This window comes from Streptomyces sp. NPDC058620 (genome assembly GCF_042717135.1).
Taxonomy (GTDB): domain Bacteria; phylum Actinomycetota; class Actinomycetes; order Streptomycetales; family Streptomycetaceae; genus Streptomyces.
The window spans coordinates 157,383-178,942 of sequence record NZ_JBHXQO010000007.1 but is presented as its reverse complement, the minus strand read 5'-3'; the positions used below and the strand labels follow the sequence as shown (position 1 = coordinate 178,942).

Annotated in this window: 18 protein-coding genes; 12 read left to right on the top strand and 6 right to left on the bottom strand. The window is 71.3% G+C overall.

Features of this window, described 5'->3' with window-relative positions:
* Window positions 1-141: 141 nt before the first annotated feature.
* The 3 genes from ACFWSK_RS10660 (at window position 142) to ACFWSK_RS10650 (ending at window position 5,443) form a co-directional block, all read left to right on the top strand.
* The gene (locus ACFWSK_RS10660) at window positions 142-1,026 is read left to right on the top strand and encodes a slipin family protein (RefSeq protein ID WP_383783510.1); all 885 of its coding nucleotides are present in this window, start codon (window positions 142-144) and stop codon (window positions 1,024-1,026) included.
* Between the two features lie 161 nt (window positions 1,027-1,187).
* Window positions 1,188-4,103, top strand: coding sequence for a DEAD/DEAH box helicase (locus tag ACFWSK_RS10655; RefSeq protein WP_383783549.1), 2,916 nt, complete (start codon window positions 1,188-1,190; stop codon window positions 4,101-4,103).
* A 5-nt stretch (window positions 4,104-4,108) separates the two neighbouring features.
* Window positions 4,109-5,443: an SWIM zinc finger family protein gene (locus tag ACFWSK_RS10650; RefSeq protein ID WP_383783548.1), complete on the top strand. Its 1,335-nt coding sequence runs from the start codon at window positions 4,109-4,111 to the stop codon at window positions 5,441-5,443.
* 6 nt (window positions 5,444-5,449) lie between these two features.
* Here ACFWSK_RS10650 and ACFWSK_RS10645 read toward each other — a convergent pair whose 3' ends face one another.
* Window positions 5,450-6,661, bottom strand: a complete 1,212-nt coding sequence (locus ACFWSK_RS10645; RefSeq protein WP_383783509.1) for a pyridoxal phosphate-dependent aminotransferase — start codon at window positions 6,659-6,661, stop codon at window positions 5,450-5,452.
* 85 nt (window positions 6,662-6,746) lie between these two features.
* On the opposite strand from ACFWSK_RS10645, the gene ACFWSK_RS10640 reads away from it, so the two are divergent.
* From ACFWSK_RS10640 to ACFWSK_RS10630, 3 genes are all read left to right on the top strand, one after another.
* Window positions 6,747-7,415, top strand: a complete 669-nt coding sequence (locus tag ACFWSK_RS10640; protein WP_383783508.1) for a winged helix-turn-helix transcriptional regulator — start codon at window positions 6,747-6,749, stop codon at window positions 7,413-7,415.
* An 81-nt stretch (window positions 7,416-7,496) separates the two neighbouring features.
* Window positions 7,497-7,958 (top strand): cupin domain-containing protein, encoded by a 462-nt coding sequence (locus ACFWSK_RS10635; RefSeq protein ID WP_383783507.1) that lies wholly within the window; start codon window positions 7,497-7,499, stop codon window positions 7,956-7,958.
* A gap of 39 nt (window positions 7,959-7,997) precedes the next feature.
* Window positions 7,998-8,642, top strand: a complete 645-nt coding sequence (locus ACFWSK_RS10630; RefSeq protein WP_383783506.1) for a uridine kinase — start codon at window positions 7,998-8,000, stop codon at window positions 8,640-8,642.
* A gap of 1 nt (window position 8,643) precedes the next feature.
* Here ACFWSK_RS10630 and ACFWSK_RS10625 read toward each other — a convergent pair whose 3' ends face one another.
* Window positions 8,644-9,537 (bottom strand): carbohydrate kinase family protein, encoded by an 894-nt coding sequence (locus tag ACFWSK_RS10625; protein WP_383783505.1) that lies wholly within the window; start codon window positions 9,535-9,537, stop codon window positions 8,644-8,646.
* Window positions 9,534-10,487, bottom strand: a complete 954-nt coding sequence (locus tag ACFWSK_RS10620) for a pseudouridine-5'-phosphate glycosidase (protein WP_383783504.1) — start codon at window positions 10,485-10,487, stop codon at window positions 9,534-9,536. The genes ACFWSK_RS10625 and ACFWSK_RS10620 overlap by 4 nt, the downstream gene beginning before the upstream one ends.
* Window positions 10,488-10,589: 102 nt before the next feature.
* Between ACFWSK_RS10620 and ACFWSK_RS10615 the strand changes: the two genes are divergently transcribed.
* Entirely contained in the window at window positions 10,590-10,952 is a 363-nt protein-coding gene (locus tag ACFWSK_RS10615; RefSeq protein WP_383783503.1) for a cupin domain-containing protein, read from the top strand.
* Between the two features lie 49 nt (window positions 10,953-11,001).
* On the opposite strand, the gene ACFWSK_RS10610 is transcribed toward ACFWSK_RS10615, so the two are convergent.
* The 3 genes from ACFWSK_RS10610 to ACFWSK_RS10600 all read right to left on the bottom strand — a co-directional run bounded on the left by ACFWSK_RS10610 (window position 11,002) and on the right by ACFWSK_RS10600 (window position 14,000).
* Window positions 11,002-12,333, bottom strand: a complete 1,332-nt coding sequence (locus ACFWSK_RS10610; protein WP_383783502.1) for an MFS transporter — start codon at window positions 12,331-12,333, stop codon at window positions 11,002-11,004.
* Window positions 12,334-12,506: 173 nt separating this feature from the next.
* The gene (locus ACFWSK_RS10605; RefSeq protein ID WP_383783501.1) at window positions 12,507-13,055 is read right to left on the bottom strand and encodes a methylated-DNA--[protein]-cysteine S-methyltransferase; all 549 of its coding nucleotides are present in this window, start codon (window positions 13,053-13,055) and stop codon (window positions 12,507-12,509) included.
* A gap of 69 nt (window positions 13,056-13,124) precedes the next feature.
* Window positions 13,125-14,000, bottom strand: a complete 876-nt coding sequence (locus ACFWSK_RS10600) for a glycerophosphodiester phosphodiesterase (RefSeq protein WP_383783500.1) — start codon at window positions 13,998-14,000, stop codon at window positions 13,125-13,127.
* Between the two features lie 216 nt (window positions 14,001-14,216).
* On the opposite strand from ACFWSK_RS10600, the gene ACFWSK_RS10595 reads away from it, so the two are divergent.
* The 5 genes from ACFWSK_RS10595 (at window position 14,217) to ACFWSK_RS10575 (ending at window position 21,427) form a co-directional block, all read left to right on the top strand.
* On the top strand, window positions 14,217-15,089 hold the full coding sequence (locus ACFWSK_RS10595) for an MHYT domain-containing protein (protein WP_383783499.1): 873 nt from the start codon (window positions 14,217-14,219) through the stop codon (window positions 15,087-15,089).
* A gap of 39 nt (window positions 15,090-15,128) precedes the next feature.
* Window positions 15,129-17,258 (top strand): excinuclease ABC subunit UvrB, encoded by a 2,130-nt coding sequence (gene uvrB, locus ACFWSK_RS10590; RefSeq protein ID WP_383783498.1) that lies wholly within the window; start codon window positions 15,129-15,131, stop codon window positions 17,256-17,258.
* 135 nt (window positions 17,259-17,393) lie between these two features.
* Complete coding sequence (locus ACFWSK_RS10585; RefSeq protein ID WP_383783497.1) at window positions 17,394-18,008, top strand: TerD family protein; 615 nt, start codon at window positions 17,394-17,396, stop codon at window positions 18,006-18,008.
* Between the two features lie 181 nt (window positions 18,009-18,189).
* Window positions 18,190-20,148 carry a TerD family protein gene (locus tag ACFWSK_RS10580; protein WP_383783496.1) on the top strand — a complete coding sequence of 653 codons (1,959 nt, stop codon included), beginning with the start codon at window positions 18,190-18,192 and terminating at the stop codon, window positions 20,146-20,148.
* A 262-nt stretch (window positions 20,149-20,410) separates the two neighbouring features.
* Entirely contained in the window at window positions 20,411-21,427 is a 1,017-nt protein-coding gene (locus ACFWSK_RS10575) for a TerC family protein (RefSeq protein ID WP_383783495.1), read from the top strand.
* Window positions 21,428-21,560: the final 133 nt, after the last annotated feature.

Genomic DNA, 21,560 nt, shown 5'->3' with positions numbered 1-21,560 from the left:
ACCCTGCCCGTTCCCCGCCGGTCCGGCATCCGGGGGTAAGCCGGGCGGGCGACGGGGGCGCGGACGGAGGTTCGACCGGTATCAGAATCGGGCATACCGTGGTAATAGCGAGCAATTTCAGGACACTGTCAGGGGGCCGTGATGGTCCAGGAGCTATTGATCGCAGCAGTGGCAGCGGGGTCGGTCGGCGTGGCCTACCTGGCGGCGGCCGCCCGGGTCGTCAAGCAGTACGAGCGCGGTGTCGTGCTGCGGCTCGGCAGGCTCCGGCGCGATGTGCGCGGACCGGGCTTCACGATGATCGTTCCCGGCGTGGACCGGCTGCACAAGGTCAACATGCAGATCGTGACGATGCCCGTGCCCGCACAGGACGGCATCACCAGGGACAACGTCACGGTCAGGGTCGACGCGGTCATCTACTTCAAGGTGGTCGACGCGCCGAGCGCCGTCATCCAGGTGGAGGACTACCGGTTCGCGGTCTCGCAGATGGCGCAGACCTCGCTGCGGTCGATCATCGGCAAGAGCGACCTGGACGATCTGCTGTCCAACCGGGAGAAGCTCAACCAGGGACTGGAGCTGATGATCGACAGCCCCGCGGTGGGCTGGGGCGTGCAGATCGACCGGGTCGAGATCAAGGACGTCTCCCTGCCGGAGACGATGAAGCGGTCCATGGCGCGGCAGGCCGAGGCCGACCGGGAGCGGCGCGCGAGGGTCATCAACGCCGACGCGGAGCTCCAGGCGTCCAAGAAGCTCGCGGAGGCCGCCGAGCAGATGTCGGATCAGCCGGCGGCGCTCCAGTTGCGCCTGCTGCAGACCGTGGTCGCCGTCGCGGCGGAGAAGAACTCCACGCTCGTGCTGCCGTTCCCCGTCGAACTCCTCCGCTTCCTGGAGCGGGCCGCGCAGCAGCGGGAACCCGCCCCGGAGCGGCTCGGCGAGAAGCCGCAGCCGCCCGTGCGGCCCCAGCAGCCACCGGACGCGGCCGCACCGGTGCCTACGCCGTCCGACGCCGGGCGGCTCACCCCGCACTGACCGGTCCCGCCCCCGGTCCGACCTGCGGAGACGGTGGCGCAGGACGCGTTGTCAGACCACCCGCCTAGACTCGCCAGTCACAAGGAGACAGCCGCGAATCGAGGCAGAAGGGGGGCGGCATCAGCGTGCGGAACCCGCGTGATCAACACAACCGGTGGAACGTGCGGGGCGGGCAGGACGAGCAGAGCGCTGCCGCCGGCCGCCTGCTGCGCCGCGCCGCCGTCTTCCTCCCCGCGAGCCTGCCGAGAGACGGCCGGATCGCCTTCTGGGGCCCGGACGGGTCGGCGGGGCCCATGGCCGTCGACGGCATCGACGGCCTCCCCCACACGACCGCCGAGCTCACCGTCGTACGGCGCCAGGGTGCGGACGGCGTCCGTCGGCACACCGTGCAGGCGGTGCTGCTGACCCTTGCCGACGCCGTCCCCCTGCTCGTCCGCGCCCGGTACCTCGCCTCAGCCCACCCCGCCACCCGGTGCTGGGGCGCCGCAGCGCTCCATGCCCTGAATCTGGTGGCCCGCGGCAGACTCCTCCCCGGACTGACGGCCGACGACCACGACGCCTGGCGCGCCGGACCGAGGGACGCCGAGGACGTGGCCCACCTCAGGGCCGTCGCCGCCGCCATGCCGCCCGAAGGCCACGCGGTGCCTCTGCCGGACCGCACGCCGCTCCAGGTCCCCGAGCCGGCTGCCCTGCTCGGCTCCTTCCTCGACGCGGTCGCCGACACCCTGCCGCGTACACCGGCCGCCGGGTACGCCATGGGGGCGCCCTTCGCCGCCCGCGAGGCGCAGCACCTGCCCGGCGCGCGTGCCTGGGCCGTCGAGGTGGCCGCGGGGCTGGACGCGGGAGTCCGGGTCTCGCTGCGCCTCGACCTGTCGGCGTACGAGCTGTTCGACACCGCCGACACCTACGGCGGCGATGACGACGGGGGCGAGGAGAGCGAGGGCGCTACCGGTCGCGCGCCCGCCGCCCGCCATGCCGCCGCGGCCGTCACGCAGATCCACAGCCTGGCCGACCCGACGTACGTGACCGACGCGGCGGCCCTGTGGCACGGCGGGGGAGGAGAGGCGTTCGGCCCCCGGGCAAGGATCGACGCGGTGCTGGCCCTGCGCCGCGCCGCCCGCGTCTGGTCGCCGCTGGAACGGCTTCTCGACCAGCCGGTCCCCGATGTGCTCGCCCTCAGCGAGGACGAGCTCTACGAGCTGCTGAGCGACGCCGGGGCACGGCTGGCGGGTGCGGGCGTCGCCGTCCACTGGCCACGGGAACTGGCCCGCTCGCTCACCGCCGCCGCCGTCGTCCGGACCGCTCCGGGCTCGGCCACCGACGGCACCTCGTTCTTCGACGCCGAGCAGCTGTTCTCGTTCAACTGGCAGGTGTCACTGGGCGACGAACCGCTCACCGAGGCCGAGATGGACACACTGGCGGAGGCGCACCGCCCCGTGGTGCGACTGCGGGACCAGTGGGTCGTGGTCGACCCCGCGCTCGTACGCAAGGCACGCAAACGCGAGCTGGGTCTGCTGGACCCGGTGGACGCCCTTGCCGTCGCCCTCACCGGCAGCGCGGAGGTCGACGGGGAGCAGGTCGAGGCGGTGCCGGTCGGAGCGCTGGCCGCACTGCGCGCGCGCATCCTCTCCGACGACGCCACCGTCCCGCCGCCACCAGGTCTCGACGCGACCCTGCGCGACTACCAACTGCGCGGCCTCGCCTGGCTGGACCGGATGACCTCGCTGGGACTGGGCGGCTGTCTCGCCGACGACATGGGCCTGGGCAAGACGATCACCGTCATCGCGCTCCACCTGCACCGCGCCCACCCCGCACCCACCCTGGTCATCTGCCCGGCCTCGCTCCTGGGCAACTGGCACCGCGAGATCAACCGCTTCGCACCCGGCGTCCCCGTCCGCCGCTTCCACGGCACCGACCGGACCCTCGCGGAGCCCGACGGCGGCTTCGTCCTCACCACCTACGGCACGATGCGCTCCAGCGCGGCCGAGCTCGCCGCGCACACCTGGGGTCTCGTCGTCGCGGACGAGGCCCAGCACGTGAAGAATCCGCACTCCTCGACGGCCAAGGCGCTGCGCACCATCCCGTCCCCCGCCCGCGTCGCCCTCACCGGTACCCCCGTGGAGAACAACCTCTCGGAGCTGTGGGCGCTGCTCGACTGGACGACCCCCGGACTGCTCGGCCCGCTCAAGGCGTTCCGCTCCCGGCACGCCCGGATCGTCGAGAACACCGGGACGGCGGCAGGACTGGGCAACGAGGAAGCGGTCGAACGCCTTTCCCGGCTCGTCCGCCCCTTCCTCCTGCGCCGCAAGAAGTCCGACCCGGGCATCGCCCCCGAACTGCCGCCCAAGACCGAGACCGACCACCCCGTCTTCCTCACCCGCGAACAGGTCACGCTCTACGAGGCCGCGGTGCGCGAGACCATGGCCTCCATCGAGGCGGCCGAAGGCATCGCCCGCCGCGGACTGATCATGAAGCTGCTGTCCTCGCTCAAGCAGATCTGCAATCACCCCGCGCAGTACCTCAAGGAGGAGCCGACCAGGCTCACCGGCCGCTCGGGCAAGCTCGCCCTGCTCGACGAACTCCTCGACACGATCCTGTCCGAGGACGGCTCCGTCCTGATCTTCACCCAGTACGTGACGATGGCCCGGCTCCTCTCCGCCCACCTCACCTCCCGGGCCGTCCCCTCCCAACTGCTGCACGGAGGTACGCCGGTGGCCGAACGGGAGCGGATGGTGGACCGGTTCCAGTCCGCCGAGGTACCCGTGTTCCTGCTCTCCCTCAAAGCCGCCGGCACCGGACTGAATCTCACCCGGGCCGCCCATGTAATCCACTACGACCGCTGGTGGAACCCGGCCGTCGAGGAGCAGGCCACCGACCGCGCGTACCGCATCGGCCAGACCCAGCCGGTGCAGGTGCACCGGCTGATCGCGGAGGGCACGGTCGAGGACCGGATCGGTGAACTGCTGGAGTCCAAGCGGGCCCTGGCGGACGCGGTCCTGGGCACCGGGGAGACGGCCCTGACCGAGCTCAGCGACCGCGACCTGGCCGACCTCGTCTCCCTCCGGAGACCCGCATGAGCCCAATGAGCCCCCGCCCGGCCGCCCGCGCCGGCCACTCCCCGGACCACCGCTCCGCACCCCGTTCCGGTACGGCGCCCCGCTCCCGCCCGGGCCCCGACGACCTGCGGCGCACCTTCGAAGCGGTTCCGGCCCGCACCCGCGAGGGCGAGGGGCCGTTCGCGGACAGCTGGTGGGGCCGCGCCTGGGTGGGCGCCCTGGAATCCCTGTCGATGGACGAGGGACGGCTCGCCCGCGGCCGTACGTACGCGGACGGCGGTCATGTCGCCGCGATCACCGTCACCCCCGGCCGGGTCATCGCCTACGTCCACGGCAGCCGCCCCCGCCCGTACCGCGCGGAACTGCGCCTGCGCACCTTCTCCGACACCGACTGGGACACCTTCCTCGACGCCGTCGCCGCCCGGCCCGGACACCTCTCCGCGCTGCTCGGCAAGGAGATGCCGCACTCCCTGGTCGAGACGGCGGGGGAGACCGGTATCCGGCTGCTGCCGACCGCGGGCGATCTCGACCCGGACTGTTCCTGCCCCGACCACGGCTGGCCGTGCAAGCACGTGGCCGCCCTCTGCTTCCAGACGGCACGGCTGCTCGACACCGATCCGTTCGTCCTCCTGCTGATGCGCGGCAGGGGCGAGCGGGAACTCCTCGACGAGCTGGGCCGCCGCAACGCGGAGCACTCCGCCCGTGAACGGCCCGACACGCCCCGGACCCCCTCGGTCCCGGCCCGTGACGCCGTGGCCGACCGCTTCCTGCCGCCGCTGCCGGCACCCCTCCCGGTTCCGCCGCACCCCGGCCAGCCCCCCTCGTACCCCGATCTCCCCGGCGCGCGCGACCCGCTCTCGCTGGACCACCTCGCCACGGACGCGGCGGCCCGTGCACACGCTCTGCTCACCACGGGCGCCGACCCGCTCGCGGGCCTCACCACCTGGCAGGACGCCGTGCGGCTCGCCGCGGCCCGTCCCACCGCCGGACTCACCGCCACCACCCGGGCCCTCTACCGCGAGCTGGCCTACGCGACCGGGCGCACCACCACCGACCTGGCACGCGCCGTGGCCGCCTGGCGGCAGGGCGGCGCCGAGGGACTGGCCGTCCTGGAGACCCCCTGGGACCCGCCGGCCGGCCCCTTCGACCGGGCCCGCCCCGCACTCGCGGCGGCCGACTTCCCGCGCTTCCAGCCCTGGCGCAACCACCTCACGCACCCGCAGGGCATCCTCCAGCTCCGCTTCGGCCACGACGGCCGGTGGTACGGCTACGAATCCGACCCGGGCGAGGACGACTGGTGGCCGCGCGCCGTCCCGGACAACGACCCGGTGGGCGCGCTCACGGCGCTGCTCGGTGGCTGACCGCCCTCACTGGCGGTAGCCGCTCAGGAAGCGGCCGATGCGGCTGATCGCCGCGTCGAGGTCGTCGACGTGCGGGAGGGTCAGGATGCGGAAGTGGTCCGGGCGCTGCCAGTTGAAGCCGGTGCCCTGAACCACCTGGATCTTCTCCCGCAGCAGCAGATCGAGGACGAACTTCTCGTCGTCGACGATCTTGTGGACCTTCGGGTCGATCCGGGGGAACGCGTAGAGCGCGCCCTTCGGCTTGACGCACGACACCCCGGGAATCTCGTTCAGCTTCTCCCAGGCCCGGTTGCGCTGCTCGTACAGCCGGCCTCCCGGTACGACCAGTTCCCTGATCGACTGCCGGCCGCCGAGTGCGGCCTGGATGGCGTACTGCGCGGGCGCGTTGGGGCACAGCCGCATCGACGCGAGCGTGGTCAGCCCCTCCAGATAGCTGCGGGCGTGCTGCTGCGGGCCCGACACCACCATCCAGCCCGAGCGGAAGCCCGCGACCCGGTACGTCTTCGACAGTCCGCTGAACGTGAGGCAGACCAGGTCGGGGGCGAGAACGGCCACGCTGTGGTGCTCGGCGTCGTCGTAGAGGATCTGGTCGTAGATCTCGTCGGCGAACACCATGAGTCCGTGCCTGCGGGCCAGGCCGAGAATGCCTTCGAGGATCTCGCGCGGGTAGACGGCACCCGTCGGGTTGTTCGGGTTGATGATCACGACGGCCCTGGTGCGGTCCGTGATCTTCGCCGCCATGTCGGCGAGGTCCGGATTCCAGTCCGCGCCCTCGTCGCAGATGTAGTGCACGGCCTTGCCGCCGGCGAGCGTGGTCACCGCCGTCCAGAGCGGATAGTCGGGGCTCGGGATCAGTACCTCGTCCCCGTCCTCCAGGAGCGCCTGCACGGCCATGGAGATCAGCTCGGACACGCCGTTGCCGAGGAAGATGTCGTCGACGCCGACGTCGGTCAGCCCCATCGCCTGATAGCGCTGCGCCACGGCGCGCCGCGCCGACAGGATGCCGCGCGAATCGGTGTAGCCGTGTGCCTGCGGGAGCATCCGGATCATGTCCTGGACGATCTCCTCGGGAGCCTCGAAGCCGAAGAGCGCCGGATTGCCCGTGTTCAGCCGGAGCACGCTGTGCCCCGCCTCCTCCAGGGCGTTGGCGTGCTCGATGACCGGTCCCCGGATCTCGTAACAGACCTCGTTGAGCTTGCTGGACTGCCGGAACTCCATGCGGTGCCTCCCCGACGCGATTGCGATACTTGGTTTTACCAAGTTCGGGCTTGGAAAGTCCAACAACATGTCTAGACTGCGTCGCATGCCACGTCAGCAACAGCCGGCAGCACGTCCGGCCCGCCGCCGGAGTTACGACCAGTTCTGCGCCTCCGCCCGCGCCCTCGACTCCGTCGGTGACCGGTGGACGCTGCTGATCGTCCGTGAACTCCTGGGCGGCCCGCGCCGGTACACGGATCTGCACGCCGATCTGCCCGGCGTCAGTACGGACGTCCTGGCGTCCCGGCTCAAGGACATGGAGCAGAACGGTCTGGCCGTGCGCCGCCGACTGCCGCCACCGGCCCCTGCTTCGGTGTACGAGCTCACCGAACGCGGGCACGGGCTGCTGCCGGTCCTGACGGCCCTCTCGGCGTGGGGAGCGCACGCGCTGGACGAGCGCCGCCCGACGGACGCGGTGCGGGCGCACTGGTTCGCCCTGCCGCTGCTGCGCGCCCTGGGCGGCCTGACCCACGCGGGCGTGATCGAAGTGACCCTGGACGAGGGTGAGTTCCATGTACGGACCGGTGGGGGCCAGCCGGTCGCGGAGGTGTACGGCTTCGGCCCCGCCGAGCGGCCCGATGCGCGTCTCGCGCTCGACGCCGAGCTCTGTCTGGAGCTGGGGCGAGGCGACGTGACCCTTGCCGAGGCGGTCAGGGGCGGACGGATCGAGGTGTCCGGCGACAGTCAGCTCGCCGCCGAGATCCGCGGTGAATGACCCTGCGCCGAAGGTTTCCCGCCACTCAACTCCCGCGTAGCGTCATCATTTCGGCCACACGTGGAGAATGAGGGGTCGCACATGGGGAAGCGTGGAGGCGTGCGCAGGGCTGTGCCTGCCGGTGCGTGTGTGGTGGCACTCGGCTTCGTGCCGACAGCCGCGACCGCGACACCGGGCAGCGGAGTGACCGGCACGGTCGTAGCCAAGGGCACGTCGACGGGCAAGCTGAAGGTGGCGAGCCCCAAGGGGCGCGCCGATGTGACCTTCCGGACGATCACCATCGAGCCGGGAGGCTCCACCGGCTGGCACACCCATGCGGGCCAGTTGATCGCCGTCGTGGCCTCGGGCACGCTGACCCGGACGCTCAGCGACTGCTCGGTCGAGGTGACGCCCGCGGGCACCTCGTTCATCGAGCCGTCCGGGCCCGGACACCGGCACATCGGGCGCAACCACGGGACCGAGCCGGTCGTCCTGTGGGTGACCTATCTGATGCCCGAGGGCCGCGCGCTATCCGACGACGCCGAGGCGGTGGACTGCGGCTGAGAGCGGCCGGCCGTGCGGCGGCCGGGGGATGATGGACGGGTGCGACTTGAACCGATCACCTGGGACCGGCTGGCGGAGGCCCTCGCCGTACACGCCGACGCGCTGAAGCCCTCCGACGGCGGGCCCTGGCTCAGGATCGGGGTCGACGGAGCCCCGGCCGCCCGCACCGGCGAGCTCGCCGGAAGGCTCGCGGCGGCGCTGAGGAGCCGGGGCCGCTCGGTGCTCACGGTCTCCACCAGCGGCTTCCTGCGTCCGGCCAGCCTGCGGTACGAGTACGGCAGAGAGGACCCCGACTCGTACGTCGACGGCTGGTTCGACAGGGGGGCGCTGTGGCGCGAGGTGTTCGGGCCGCTGGCAGCGGGCGGCAGCGGGCGGGTGCTGCCCGACCTCTGGGACCCGGTGAAGGACCGGGCCACGAGGAGCCCGTACCAACTCCTGCCGGAGGGTGGGGTGGTGGTCGTGGACGGCCCGTTCCTGCTCGGGCACTGGTTCCCGTTCGACCTGAGCGTCCATGTGCGGCTCTCGCCCGGCGCACTGCGCCGTCGCACCGAGGAGAGCGAGCGATGGACCCTGCCCGCCTTCGTGAGATACGAGGACGAGGTGGCGCCCGCCGACCGCGCGGACGTGGTCGTACGGGCCGACGACCCGCTCCATCCCGCCTGGGCCCGGCCGGGCGCCCCCTGAATCATGCCGGGCGCCCACCGACCGTCGTGACGGCTTCGGCCCCCGCCCGGCAGGCAGCCGCGGCGGCCTCCGTCACGTCCGCCCCGGCGAGGCGGGCGGCGAGGAAACCGCCGGTGAAGGCGTCGCCCGCACCGGTGGAGTCGACCGGCTCCCGGACCGGCACGGCGGCGACGCACGCGGTCACGGCTCCCGCCGCGGCCAGCAGGGCGCCCCGCTCGCCGAGCGTGACCACGACCAGAGCGGCATGCCGGCTCAGCTTCGCGGCCGCGTCGGCCGGCCGGGGCAGACCGGTCAGCAGGCACGCCTCGTCCTCGTTCGGCAGCAGCAGGTCCACTCCCTCGACGCCGGCCAGGAACCGGTCGATGCCGAGCCCGGTGAGAAATCCGGCGGAGGCGGGGTCCACGCTCACCGGGATGCCCCGCTGCCGCGCCTCCCGCAGGGCGAGCAGGGCGGTGGCCCGGCTCGTCGGGGCGAAGAGGAGATAGCCGGAGAGGTGGAGGTGGCCGATGCCGTCGAGCAGCGACGGCGACCAGTCGGCGGGTGCCAGGCGCAGCCCCGCGCCGCTGTCGGTGAGGAAGGTGCGCTCGGCGCTGCCGTCGACGAGTGCGACCACGGTGGCGGTCGGCACCTCCTCGTCCACGGCCAGCTCGGCCCGTACCCCGGCGCGCAGCAGGCTCTCCCGGTGCCAGGCCGCTGAATCGGCACCGGCCCGCGCGAGCAGACGCACATCACGGCACCCCGAACGCACCGCCCAGCACGCCACGTTGGCTCCGGCCCCGCCCGGCAGCGTGCTGATCCGCGCCGCCGTGTCCGTCCCCCGGGCCGGCGCCGGGCCGTGCCGCACCACCACATCCGTGACCACGTCCCCGACGACGAGAAGTCCGCCCTGGCTCACCGCGCCGCCGCCGCCGCGATCCGGGCGGCCAGAGCCACATTTCCGCGTACGGCGGCCAAGTTGGCCTCCAGGGAGGCGCCTTCGGTATGCCGCGTCAGGTGGTCGAGCAGGAACGGCGTGACGGCCTGCCCCACGATGGAGTGCTCCCGGCACGCGGCGAGCGCGTCGGCCAGCACCCGGTCGTGGACGGCAGGGTCCAACTGGTCCTTCTCCGCGACCGGGTTGGCGACGATCAGCGCCGCCTCCGGCCCGCCGAGCGCCTCCCGGGCCCGCATCACCTCCGCCACCTCCTCGGGGGTGTGCACCGTCCAGTCGACGGGCTCGCCCGAGCTGCTGAGATAGAAGCCGGGAAAGTACGTGGTGCCGAAACCGAGCACGCCGACCCCGAGTGTTTCCAGGCGCTGGAGCGTGGCCGGGACATCCAGGATCGACTTCACCCCGGCGCACACCACCGTGATGCCGGTGCGCGCGAGGAGCCGCAGATCCGCTGATTCGTCCTGGGTGTCGGTCCACTCCCGGTGTACGCCGCCCAGTCCTCCGGTCGCGAACACCCGCAGCCCCGAGCGGGCGGCCAGGAACGCGGTGGCGGACACCGTCGTCGCCCCGCTCGCGCCCGTCGCGAGTGCGGGTGCGAGGTCCCGGTGTCCCAGCTTCCGCATCGCCGGGTCACCGGCGACCCGCTCCAACTGGGTCTTGTCCAGGCCGACATGGGCGCGCCCGTCCAGTACGGCGATCGTGGCGGGGACGGCACCGGCGGACCGTACGAGCTCCTCCAGTTCCAGGGCGACCTGGAGGTTGCGGGGGCGCGGCAGACCGTGCGCGATGATCGTCGACTCCAGGGCGACGACGGGACGGTGGGCGGCGACGGCGTCTCGGACCTCGACGGAGTGCGCCGGTTCGTAAGCTCGGGCGGCGTCCTCGGGAGTGTGCTCCGGTGTGTTGGGTGACATGTCCCCATCCCTGTCGCGCGGGGGGTGGCCGCAAACCACGGGAAGAGCGCAGGACTGCCCTGCGGGCGGCCCGCCGCGGGCCGCTCGCTAGGGTGACCGGCCATGACGACACTTGATCAAGCTCCCGCCTCCTTCGCCGTGCACATCCCGGACGCCGAACTCGAACCCGACCCCCTTGACCCCGCGCAGGTGCTCTCGGGTGACCCGGTGGTGAGCGGCAAGGTGCTCTGGGAGTCCGCCGACGGGAAGCAGGTGCGCGGAATCTGGCAGATCACGCCCGGCGTCGTCACCGACACCGAGGCCAACGAACTGTTCGTGGTGGTGAGCGGGCGGGCGACGGTCGTGGTCGAGGGCGGCGAGACGCTGGAGATCGGGCCCGGGGACGCCTGTGTGCTGCGGGAGGGCGACCGTACGACGTGGACCGTCCACGAGACGCTCCGCAAGGCGTACCACATCAGCCTCTGAAGGCTCCGAAGCCGCTGAAGCCGCTACAGGCGCAGGAGCGCCGGGAGCGTCAGGTCTTGTTCGGGGTTCCGGCGGGTACGGACACCTCGGCGGGCGCGTCCGGCGCCCCGCCCGGCCCTGCGGCGGGCTTCGCGAACACCCGCCGCAGAGCGAGCGCGGCCATCGGCAGCAGCAGACACGCCCCGACCACGTTCAGCCAGCTGTAACTCCACCGCGAGACGATCACTCCGGCGACCGCGCCGCCGATGCCCGCCGCCGTGTTCATGGTCAGGTCCGACAGACCCTGCACGGCGGCGCGGGCGGGCTGCGGTACGGAGTCGGTGAGCAGCGCCGAACCGGCCACCAGCCCGGCCGACCAGCCGAGCCCGAGCACGAACAGACCGGCCGCCGTGCGGCTGTGACTGGGGCCCGCCGTTCCGGCCAGCAGCGCGGCGCACGACAGCAGGCCGACCGCGAGACCGATGACGGACAGCCGGCCGAACCGGTCGGCCAGCCAGCCCATCACGGGCGAGAACGCGTACATGCCCGCGATGTGGCCGCTGATCACCAGGCCGATCAGCTGGATGTCCGCCCCGTGATGGCCGAGGTGGACCGGCGTCATCACCATGATCGAGACCATGGCGGTGTGGGACACGGCCACGGTCACCAGCGCCAGCCGGGCCATCGGAGAGGCGCGCACCGCGGCGACTCCCGCGCGCAGCGAGCGGTTCGCCGCGGTCTGGGTTCCGGCGGGGGCCATCGCCCGTGCGGTGAGCAGCGGGTCGGGGCGCAGCAGCACCGCGACGACGAGCCCCGCGAGCAGGAAGATGGCCGCCGCCCAGACGAACGGGCCCGCCGTCTCGGGAATGGGGGTGTCGCGGAAGGCCCGGCCCGCGGGCGCCGCGATGTTGGGCCCCAGGACCGAGCCGATCGTGGTGGCCCAGATGACGCTGGCGATCGCCCGGCCGCGCCGGTCCGGCTCCGCCAGGTCGGCGGCTGCGAACCTGGCCTGAAGATTGGCCGACGAGCCTGCCCCGAAACCGGCCATTCCGAGCAGCAGCAGCGGGAAGTTGTCCACGACGGTGGCGAACACCACGAGACCCGCACCGATCGCACCGATCAGGTAGGCGAGGACGAGGCCGGGGCGGCGGCCCCGGGAGGTCATCAGCGCGGCCAGCGGCAGCGACAGGAGCGCCGTGCCGGACACCGAGGCGGTGGGGGCGAGACCGGACAGGGCCTCGGAACCGCTCACCTCCGTAGCGAGGACCGGGGCCAGGGCGATGCCGATGGACACGCCGAGGCCGCCGAATATCTGGCCGGCGATGAGGACGGCGGATGTCCGGCGCTGCAGGGCAGGCAGGCCGGCGACCGTGACCGGGGATGCGGAGAGAGCCTTCTTCACCGGCGCAGTGTGCCAGCTCGTACGCGGGTACGAAAACGTATTCCGCGATTCCGGCCGGCGCGCGACGGCCGCCCGGAAGCACAGGGCCACGCGCGACAACCCTCACGGAGCGACGCCCGCCGAGTGACGCCCCAGAAGAGACGCCCGCTGACCACCGCCCCGGAAGCAACGCCTCAGAACAGCGGCTGCGGCAGGACGCCTTCGAGCGCGAGCAGCTGCCGCTTGGTCTCCAGCCCGCCGCCGAAGCCCCCGAGTCCCCCGTCGCTCTCCACGACCCGGTGGCACGGCACCACCACCGGCAGCGGATTGGACCCCATGGCGGCCCCCACGGCCTGAGCCGCCCCCGGCTGCCCCACCCGCCTCGCGAGGTCCCCGTACCCGACGACGGTCCCGTAGGGCACACCGGACGCCAGCTCCCGCAGCGCCTCTCGGTTGAACCCGGACGTCAGCGACCAGTCCAGGTCCAGTGTGAACGCGCGCAGCTCACCCGCGAAGTACGCCGCCAACTGGCGTATCGGCTCGGCCAGCCGGGCGGAACCGGGCGGCGCCTCCACCGGGGCCGAGCCGAGTCGCGCTTCCAGCTGCCCGAGTGCCTTCTCCCGCACCGCCGGACGGGCATGGAAGATCACGCTCACCAGCCCGGTGCCGGTCGCGGCAAGCAGCAGCGGTCCGATGTCGCTGCCGACAGCGGACCACTGAACATCCTGCTCGGTGCTCTTCATACCGACCACCGTACGACCGGGCACTGACAACGCCGGTCGGTCCGCCGGCCCGCCCGCCGCCCCGGCTCGTCAGCGGGTGGCGTCCCGCACCACGTCGGGGAAGTTGGTGATGATCCCGTCGACGCCGTAGCCGGCGGCCCTGGCCGCGGTCGCCGCGTCGTTGACCGTCCAGGTGTTCACCTGGAGCGGCTTCCCGTGCGCACCCTTCAGCTCCTGCACGGCGGCCACGTAGTCGGCGCTGAGCGTGCCGTGGGACGGGTTGATCTGGTCGGTGAACGCCGCGTACGACGGCAGATCGGCCACGGCCGGAGTGCCGAGGAAACCGGTGATGACGTCGGGGCGCTGCGCGTGCACCCGCTTCACGCTCTCCGCGCCGAAGCTCTGGATGATCAGCTTGTGCTTGACGTGGTGGCGGCTGAGCCAGCCCTCGTTGCGCAGGACCTGAAGGGTGTCCTTCTCGATGCCGGGGTAGGTCTCCGGGGCCTTGATCTCCAGGAGCAGCTTCTGGTGGTTGCGCTCCACCCGGTGCAGATACTGCTCCAGCGTCGGAACCCGGGCTCCCGCGTACTGCGCTCCGAACCAGCTGCCCGCGTCGAGCTTCGCGATCTCGGCGGCCGTGAAGTCCTTGACCGCCCAGGGCGCGCGCTCGGGGAAGAGCTGCTCGACGTCGGTCGTCCGCTTGAGGTTCGTGTCGTGCATGACGACCAGGACACCGTCACGGGTGCGCTGCACATCGTTCTCGACCCAGTCGATGCCCAGATCCTCCGCCGCGTCGATGGCGGCCAGCGTGTTCTCCGGGGCGTAAGCCGAAGCGCCTCGGTGCGCGAAGACGACCGGGGCGTCGTGCGTACCCGCGGCCTGCGTCTGGGACGCGGGCATCAGCAGTGCACTGCCGCCGAGCAGAGCGGCGACGGTCGTCGAGACGGTTACGGTGCGTACGGACACGGGTTCTCCTCGCGGTCAGAGGTGCGGGCACATCGAGCGTGGCAGCCGATCACCAACGGAGAACAGGGCAGCGGTGGCCACTACGTGAACGGAACCTTCGGTGCCGTCTCGCTGGCCGGATTCCATGCCGATATCATGCGATTCCTATGTTTGCCTGTCGGGCCTCGCCCTTTGGGGCACCCCCCGAACCCGGGCTTCCGTGAAGGGCTTACCAGCATGCAGGGCACAGTTGACGGATTCAGCTACGGCCTAGTCACCCCGGTCGTGGCTTTCCTCATGGCGTGCCTCGGCGCGGCCCTGGGGCTGCGCTGCACCACCCGGTCGTTGCGGACCGAGCGTTCCTTCAGGGCGGGCTGGCTGGCGCTGGGTGCCACGTCCATAGGCTCCGGCATTTGGACCATGCACTTCGTCGCGATGATGGGTTTCAGTGTCCAGGAGGCGCCCGTCAGCTACGACAAGCCCATCACCTTCGCCAGCCTGGCCCTGGCGATCGTGATGGTCGGTATCGGCATCTTCATTGTGGGTTACCGCGGAGCGACCCGCATGGCGCTGATTACCGGCGGCATCATCATGGGCCTCGGCATCGCGTCCATGCACTACCTCGGTATGGCCGGAATGCGGCTCCAGGGGCAGTTCGCGTACGACACCGTCACCGTGGCCCTCTCCGTCGTCATCGCCGTGGTGGCGGCGACGACGGCGCTCTGGGCGGCCGTGTCCATCCACGGCTTCCTGCCCAGTCTCGGCGCGAGCGTGGTGATGGGCGTCGCGGTGAGCGGCATGCACTACACGGGCATGGCCGCGCTCAGCGTGCACCTCCACCCCGGGGCCGGATCCGGGGTGGCACCGAGTGGCGACGACCCCACCGCCCTGCTCATCCCGATGCTCGTGGGACCGTTCTGCTTCCTGCTGCTCGCCGGGGTGATCGTGATGTTCGACCCCCTGGTGGTCATGGGCGCCCCGGACCGGGACGAGCGCCCGCCGGGCGCCGTCCGCGGGACGGGCCGGCGGCCCGGCATCCCCGCCCAGCGTGGGCGCACCCCCTACCGGGCCCCCGCGGGACGGAACTCCCGGCCGCCGCGGAACCGGTGATCCGACCCCGTTGTCAGTGCTGGGTCGTACGGTGGTTGCATGCGGCCCGTTTCGAAGATCGAACGTTCGGTGGCGCCTTTCGAGGTCGTCAGTCCCTACCAGCCCAGCGGCGACCAGCCCGCGGCCATCGCGGAGCTGGAGCGGCGCATCCGCGCGGCTGAGAAGGATGTCGTCCTGCTCGGCGCGACCGGCACCGGCAAGTCGGCGACAACCGCCTGGATGATCGAGAAGCTGCAGCGCCCCACCCTGGTGATGGCGCCGAACAAGACGCTCGCGGCCCAGCTCGCCAACGAGTTCCGCGAGCTCCTGCCCAACAACGCCGTCGAGTACTTCGTCTCGTACTACGACTACTACCAGCCCGAGGCGTACGTACCGCAGTCGGACACCTACATCGAGAAGGACTCCTCGATTAACGAGGAGGTCGAGCGGCTGCGCCACTCCGCGACGAACTCGCTGCTCACCCGGCGTGACGTCATCGTCGTGGCCTCCGTCTCCTGCATCTACGGCCTCGGTACGCCTCAGGAGTACGTGGACCGGATGGTCCAGCTCAAGGTCGGCGACGAGATCGACCGTGACCAGCTGCTGCGCCGCTTCGTCGAGATCCAGTACACCCGCAACGACCTGGCGTTCACCCGCGGCACCTTCCGGGTGCGGGGCGACACCATCGAGATCTTCCCGGTCTACGAGGAGCTCGCCGTCCGCATCGAGATGTTCGGTGACGAGATCGAGGCGCTCTCCACCCTCCACCCGCTGACCGGCGAGGTCATCAGCGAGGACCAGTCCCTTCACGTCTTCCCGGCCAGTCACTACGTCGCGGGCCCCGAACGCATGGAGAAGGCGGTCCGGGGCATCGAGCAGGAGCTGGAACAGCGCCTTTCCGAGCTGGAGAAGCAGGGCAAGATGCTGGAGGCCCAGCGGCTCCGCATGCGCACCACGTACGACATCGAGATGCTCCGACAGATCGGCACCTGTTCCGGAGTCGAGAACTACTCGATGCACTTCGACGACCGCGCCCCCGGCACCGCTCCCAACACCCTCCTGGACTACTTCCCGGAGGACTTCCTCCTGGTGCTCGACGAATCGCATGTGACCGTGCCCCAGATCGGCGCGATGTACGAGGGCGACGCCTCCCGCAAGCGGACCCTGGTCGACCACGGCTTCCGGCTGCCCTCCGCCCTCGACAACCGCCCGCTGAAGTGGGAGGAGTTCCTCGGCCGGATCGATCAGACGGTCTACCTCTCCGCCACCCCCGGGAAGTACGAGCTCTCGCGCGGCGACGGCTTCGTGGAGCAGATCATCCGCCCGACGGGTCTCGTCGACCCGGAGATCGTCGTCAAGCCCACCGAGGGCCAGATCGACGATTTGGTGCACGAGATCCGCAAGCGCACCGAGCGGGACGAGCGGGTCCTGGTCACCACCCTCACCAAGAAGATGTCCGAGGACCTCACCGACTACTTCCTGGAGCTCGGCATCCAGGTCCGATATCTCCACAGCGACGTCGACACCCTGCGCCGTATCGAGCTGCTGCGGGAGCTGCGCTCCGGTGAGTACGACGTCCTCGTCGGCATCAACCTCCTGCGTGAGGGGCTCGACCTGCCCGAGGTGTCACTCGTCGCCATCCTCGACGCCGACAAGCAGGGCTTCCTGCGCTCCGGCACCTCGCTGATCCAGACCATCGGGCGTGCGGCGCGCAACGTGTCGGGCCAGGTCCACATGTACGCGGACAAGATCACACCGGCGATGGCGCAGGCCATCGACGAGACCAACCGCCGCCGCGAGAAGCAGATCGCCTACAACACCGAGCGCGGCATCGACCCGCAACCGCTGCGGAAGAAGATCAACGACATCGTCGCGACCATCGCCCGCGAGGAGGTCGACACCGAACAGCTCCTCGGTTCCGGCTACCGCCAGGCGAAGGGCGCCAAGGCGCCGGTCCCCGCACTCGGCGGCAAGGCGGCCAAGGGCGCCGCGGCAGGCAGGGCGAAGCCGGACGGGGCGGTCGTCACGGACCGGCCCGCGACCGAACTCGCCGGGATCATCGAGGAGATGACCGACCGGATGCGGGCAGCCGCCGCGGATCTCCAGTTCGAGGTGGCCGCGCGGCTGCGCGACGAGGTGGGTGAGCTGAAGAAGGAACTGCGGCAGATGAGGGAGGCGGGGCTCGCCTGACGGCAGGGGCTCCGCTGTGTTGCAGGACCGACACAAAAGCCGCCCGCCCCTCCTGCGCTGTCCGTGCGACTGCGTAGGGTGCGGGGCAACCGCGCACACAGGTGGTTGCGGGGACATTCTGAGAGGGGACAGCGCGTGGTGGACGTATCCAAGGGCAATGCGCCCGGGGGCCCTGGCGTCAATCTGACCAAGGGGCAGGCCATCAGCCTGGAGAAGCGGGGCGGGGGAGCCCTCACCGCGGTGCGGATGGGGCTCGGCTGGCAGGCGGCTCCGCGCCGCGGCCTGTTCGGTTCACGGACCCGGGAGATCGACCTGGATGCCTCGGCGGTGCTGTTCGCCGACAAGCAGCCCGTCGACGTCGTGTTCTTCCGCCACCTGGTCAGCGACGACGGTTCGGTCAAGCACACCGGTGACAACCTCGTCGGCGGCGCCGGCTCGGGCGGGGACGACGAGGCCATCCTCGTCGACCTCCAGCGGGTCCCGGTCCACATCGACCAGATCGTCTTCACGGTGAACTCGTTCACCGGCCAGACGTTCCAGGAGGTGCAGAACGCCTTCTGCCGCATCGTCGACGAGACCAACGGCCAGGAGCTCGCGCGCTACACGCTCGACGGCGGGGGCCAGTACACCGCCCAGATCATGGCGAAGGTGCACCGCGCGGGCAGCGGGTGGCAGATGACCGCCCTCGGGAACCCGGCCAACGGCCGCACCTTCCAGGACCTGATGCCCTCGATCCTGCCGCACCTGTAGGCACGCGGGACCTGGCACGCATCGGTACGAGCAGCTCCCGGAGGCATCCGCCGCCGGGAGCTGCACCGCATACCGACCGCGTATCGCACAACACGACGCGGAACCGCACCGCACGCAGCACAGCACCGTACGCGGCGGCACCGCCCGTACGGCAACGACGCATCGTCGAGGGGACAGGGCAATGACGGCCGAGCTGGTCCGGGGGCAGAACCACACCTTGCCCCAGACCCGTCTGGAGATCCGGGTATCGGCGGGCTCACCCGTCGTGGCCGGCGCCACTCTCGGAGACGAACAGGGCACGGTGCACGGCATCGAGTGGATCGCCCATCCCGGATCGCCTCAGCTGCCCGGCCTCGAAGTGTCCAGGCAGGCCGCCGCCGATCACCGTCTCGCCGTGGACCTCGACGCACTGCCCGGCTCGGTGCACCGCGTCACCGTGCTGCTGGCCCTCCCGGTCGGATCGGGCGGGCCGGTGAGGTTCGGTGCGGTCGCCGCACCCTTCGTCGCCGTCACCGGCCTCGACGGCACCGAGATCGCCACGTTCACCCTCACCGGCCTGGACGCCGAATCCGCCGTCACCGCCCTGGAGCTCTACCGGCGCCAGGGCGTCTGGAAGGTCCGTGCCGTCGGCCAGGGGTACGCGGCCGGGCTGGCAGAGATGCTCGCCGACCAGGGAGTGGCCCGGGCGGCGGAGCTGGCCGCTTCGATACAGGAGGCGGTCGCCCGGGGCATGGCCCGCTCGGTGGCCCCACCGCCGCCCCGCACACCCGACGGCGACCGCGTCCGCCACGGAGCGGGACCCGCGCCGTCCGCGGGAGGTCAGCAGCCCCCGGCCCCGCCCTCCGCCGCCCCCGTGCCCCAGGAACCGCTGTCCGACCCGGCCACCACGGGCCCGTCCGCCGTGCCTCCGGCGGGCGGCCCCGTCAACTACGCGCACCCGCGACGCCGGACCACCGCGCCCCCACCGCCCCCGCCTGCCGCGCCGCCCGCGCCGCCGGGATCACCGGCCCCGCCGGTCGCGGGTGACGCCACCGGCTGGTCCATGGACGAGCGCCTCTACAACCAGATCTGGGGCATGTTCGAGGACCTGGCCCGCGCCACCGCCGCGTACCGCAGCGCGGTCGACTTCGCGGAGTCCCGCATGGACCAGGAGCTCGACCGTGCCCTATCCGACCCGCGCAGCCGGATCGGCGGAGCGGGCGACCGGGCCCGCGAGACGGCCCGCGCCAAGCGCGACGAACTGACGTCCCGGGCCCGCGAAGCCCTCGACCGGGATCTCACCCAGCTCGCCGCCGAGGCCGCCGTCGTCGAACCGGCACTCCCCGCCGCGTACGCGGGCTGGGCCAACCCCGTCTGGCACGCCTACCAGGTCCCCATGGAGATGCCGATGGCCCTGCGCATCGGTGACCTCCACCTGCCCGAGGCCACCGAACTGCGCATCCCTCTGCTCGTTCGGCTGCCCCTGGAGCGCGGCATCTGGGTCGACAGCGGCCGTACCGCATCCGAAGCGGCGACGCTGATGGAATCGGACCAGCTGCGCCGTCTCGCCATGGAGACGGCGGTCATGCACGCGGCGCGCATGCTCGCCGTCCATCCCGCCGGTGAGTTCTCCGTGCACGTCATCGACCCGGCCGGCTCGGGCGCTGCGGCGCTCGCGCCCCTGGTCCGGTCCGGTGTCCTTGCCGGGCCGCCCGCTGCCGGGCCCGGGGGAGTGACCTCGGTCCTCGCCCACCTCACGCGGCGCGTCGATCTCGTACAGATGGCCGTCCGTGCCGGTGCGGCCGATTCGCTCCCGCCCGACCTGGATACCGGGGAGCAGTTGCTGATCGTCAACGACTTCCCGCACGGCTTCGACGACCGGGCCGTCACCCAGCTGCGCTACCTCGCGGACGAGGGCCCCTCGGTGGGCGTTCATCTGCTGATGGTGGCCGACCGGGAGGACGCCTCCGCGTACGGGCCGGTGCTCGACCCGTTGTGGCGTTCGCTTCTGCGGGTCACTCCCGTCGCCGACGACCATCTCGCCGATCCCTGGGTCGGACACGCGTGGACGTACGAGCCGCTGGGACTGCCGGCGGGCAGCCGTGTGCTGGAACATGTACTCGCCAGGGTCGCCGAGGCGCGCCGCACCGGCGGACGCTGACCGGAGGGCGGGGAGCCGTCTTCGCACACCGCCCCTGACCTGGTACTTAGGGACGTCTTTACCCTGTTCTTTACCTTCCCTTGGGGTTTCCTGTACTGTTTCTTGGACGGAGGGGAGTATTCCCATACGCGACGTTCCCGTCAGTACGGACTGTGACCGGTCCCGGGGCGCTGGCCGGACGCGCACCCCGCGCGTCCCGGTGGAAGAGACCTCCGGCAGCGACGACGCTGATCAGTAGCCGTAGCGAACTGCCGGAGGCGCAGTGGACGTTTCATGGACCCTTTGGGCACTGACCATCTTTGGTCTGAGTGCCTTGATCGCCGTCGACTTCTTCATCGGGCGCAAGCCCCATGACGTGTCGACCAAGGAAGCCGGAATCTGGACGATCGTCTGGATCGTGCTGGCCGCCCTCTTCGGGCTCGGTCTGCTCGTGTTCGGCGAGAGCCAGGCATCCGGCGAATTCTTCGCCGGATTCATCACCGAGAAGTCGCTGAGTGTCGACAACCTCTTCGTCTTCGTCCTGATCATGGCGAAGTTCTCGGTGCCCTCGCACCTGCAGCAGCGAGTGCTCCTTATCGGTGTGCTGATCGCCCTGGTGCTGCGAGCGATCTTCATCGCCGCCGGTGCCGCGGTCATCGCCAACTTCTCGTGGATCTTCTACATCTTCGGCGCGTTCCTCATCTACACCGCCTGGAAGCTCATCCAGGAGGCGCGGGCCGACGAGGAGGACGAGGAGTTCGAGGAGAACCGGCTGCTCAAGTCCGTCGAGCGGCGCTTCGGTGTGGCCGACAGCTACCACGGCACCAAGCTCTTCATCCAGAAGAACGGCAAGCGCGTCCTGACCCCGCTCATGGTGGTCATGCTCGCCATCGGCACCACCGACGTGCTGTTCGCGCTGGACTCCATCCCCGCGATCTTCGGCCTGACCCAGGACCCGTACATCGTCTTCACCGCCAACGCCTTCGCCCTGATGGGTCTGCGTCAGCTGTACTTCCTCATCGGTGGTCTGCTGAAGAAGCTGGTCCACCTCAGCTACGGCCTGTCGGTGATCCTCGGCTTCATCGGCGTCAAGCTGGTGCTGCACGCGCTCCACGAGTCCGGGGTGCACGTCCCCGAGATCTCCATCCCGTTCTCGCTGGCCTTCATCTGCGGCGTCCTGGTGATCACCACGATCACCAGCCTGATCGCCAACAAGAAGCAGGTGGCGGCGGAGGAGGCCGGGAAGGCGCCCAAGGCGACCGGGCCTGCCGACGAGGAGACCAGGAGCATCGACGCCTGAACCGGGTGACCCCCATGGCGTAGAAGCAGGACAACCGGCACCGGCCGGGGTGGGGGGGTGGGGGGGGGGCCCCCCGGCGGGGGGGGGGGTTGGTGTGTGGTGGGGCGGAGCAGAGCGGCGGCGGCGCCGCGGG

Excerpts from the sequence above, each read along its gene's own strand:
- ACFWSK_RS10645 (WP_383783509.1), bottom strand. The coding sequence starts at position 6,661 with ATGGAGTTCCGGCAGTCCAGCAAGCTCAACGAGGTCTGTTACGAGATC.
- uvrB (WP_383783498.1), top strand. The coding sequence starts at position 15,129 with ATGCGGCCCGTTTCGAAGATCGAACGTTCGGTGGCGCCTTTCGAGGTC.
- ACFWSK_RS10635 (WP_383783507.1), top strand. The coding sequence starts at position 7,497 with ATGGGGAAGCGTGGAGGCGTGCGCAGGGCTGTGCCTGCCGGTGCGTGT.
- ACFWSK_RS10605 (WP_383783501.1), bottom strand. The coding sequence starts at position 13,055 with ATGAAGAGCACCGAGCAGGATGTTCAGTGGTCCGCTGTCGGCAGCGAC.
- ACFWSK_RS10620 (WP_383783504.1), bottom strand. The coding sequence starts at position 10,487 with ATGTCACCCAACACACCGGAGCACACTCCCGAGGACGCCGCCCGAGCT.
- ACFWSK_RS10580 (WP_383783496.1), top strand. The coding sequence starts at position 18,190 with ATGACGGCCGAGCTGGTCCGGGGGCAGAACCACACCTTGCCCCAGACC.
- ACFWSK_RS10660 (WP_383783510.1), top strand. The coding sequence starts at position 142 with ATGGTCCAGGAGCTATTGATCGCAGCAGTGGCAGCGGGGTCGGTCGGC.
- ACFWSK_RS10650 (WP_383783548.1), top strand. The coding sequence starts at position 4,109 with ATGAGCCCCCGCCCGGCCGCCCGCGCCGGCCACTCCCCGGACCACCGC.
- ACFWSK_RS10640 (WP_383783508.1), top strand. The coding sequence starts at position 6,747 with ATGCCACGTCAGCAACAGCCGGCAGCACGTCCGGCCCGCCGCCGGAGT.
- ACFWSK_RS10615 (WP_383783503.1), top strand. The coding sequence starts at position 10,590 with ATGACGACACTTGATCAAGCTCCCGCCTCCTTCGCCGTGCACATCCCG.
- ACFWSK_RS10595 (WP_383783499.1), top strand. The coding sequence starts at position 14,217 with ATGCAGGGCACAGTTGACGGATTCAGCTACGGCCTAGTCACCCCGGTC.